General features: G+C 72.3%; 2 protein-coding genes. Both read left to right on the plus strand.

Annotated features, from left to right (window positions below; genetic code table 11):
- On the plus strand, positions 1-763 hold a 763-nt coding region (locus tag NHG85_RS16260), incomplete at its 5' end, for a sensor histidine kinase (RefSeq protein ID WP_253334302.1).
- Positions 760-1215, plus strand: a 456-nt coding sequence (locus NHG85_RS16265) for a response regulator (RefSeq protein ID WP_253334304.1), incomplete at its 3' end; no start/stop codon positions are given. The genes NHG85_RS16260 and NHG85_RS16265, both read left to right, overlap by 4 nt.

Here is a 1215-nt window from a genome sequence, read left to right on the forward strand (position 1 = left end):
GCGCGAGGTGGGCGAGCGCGCCGCGGCCGAGGCCCGGCTCAGGCGCGCGCAGGCCGAGCTGGTGCAGGCGGGCAAGCTCTCGGCGCTGGGCCAGATGTCGGCCGGCATCAGCCACGAGCTGAACCAGCCCCTGATGGCGATCCGCAGCTTCGCCGAGAACGCCGAGACCTTTCTCGCCCGCGACAACCCGCAGGCGGCGGGGCGCAACCTCGAACGGATCTCCGAGCTGGCGCGCCGCATGGGGCGGATCATTCGCAACCTGCGCGCCTTTGCCCGGCAGGAGAGCGAGCCGGTGCGCGATGTCGACCTCGTCGGAGTGATCGAGGCGGCGCTGGAGATGGCGGCGGCGCGGGCGCGGCAGGCGGAGGTGACCATCGACTGGACCCCGCCCGAGGCCCCGGTGGTGGTGCGCGGCGGCGAGGTGCGGCTGCAGCAGGTGGTGCTGAACCTCGTGGGCAATGCCATCGACGCGATGGAGGGGCGGGCGCGAAAACGGCTGTCGATCGCCATCGCGCGCGACGCCGGGCGCGTCCGCCTGACCGTGCGCGACACCGGGCCGGGCATCGACGCGCCCGACCGGATCTTCGATCCGTTCTACACCACCAAGGAGGTCGGCGCCGCCGAGGGGATGGGCCTCGGCCTCTCGATCTCCTATGGCCTCGTGCAGAGCTTCGGCGGCGCGATCCGGGGCCGCAACCACGAGGAGGGCGGGGCGGAGTTCACGGTCGAGCTCGATCCCGCGCAGGCGAGCGAGGCAGCATGACGGCCAAGGTGCTACTGGTGGACGATGACCGCGAGGTGCGCGAGGCGCTGGGCCAGACGCTGGAGCTGGCCGATCTCGCGCCGATCCTCGCGGGCTCCTATCTCGCGGCCAAGGATCACATCTCGCCCCGCTTCGACGGGGTGATCGTCACCGACATCCGCATGCCGGGGCGCGACGGGTTCCATCTTCTCGAACGCGCGCGAGAGATCGACGCGGAGCTTCCGGTGATCCTCCTGACCGGCGAGGGCGACATTCCCATGGCGGTGCGGGCAATGGAGCAGGGCGCGCATGGCTTTCTCGAAAAACCCTGCGATCCCAAGGCGCTGGTCGCCACGGTGCGGCAGGCGCTGGACCTGCGTGCCGAGGTGCTGGCCCAGCGCCGGGCCCATGCGGCCAGCGTGACGGGCGACGCGGCAGCGCGGATGCTGGTGGGGCGCTCGGCCCAGGCCGAG

This window comes from Limimaricola litoreus, assembly GCF_024159025.1.
In the GTDB taxonomy this organism is placed as follows: domain Bacteria; phylum Pseudomonadota; class Alphaproteobacteria; order Rhodobacterales; family Rhodobacteraceae; genus Limimaricola; species Limimaricola litoreus.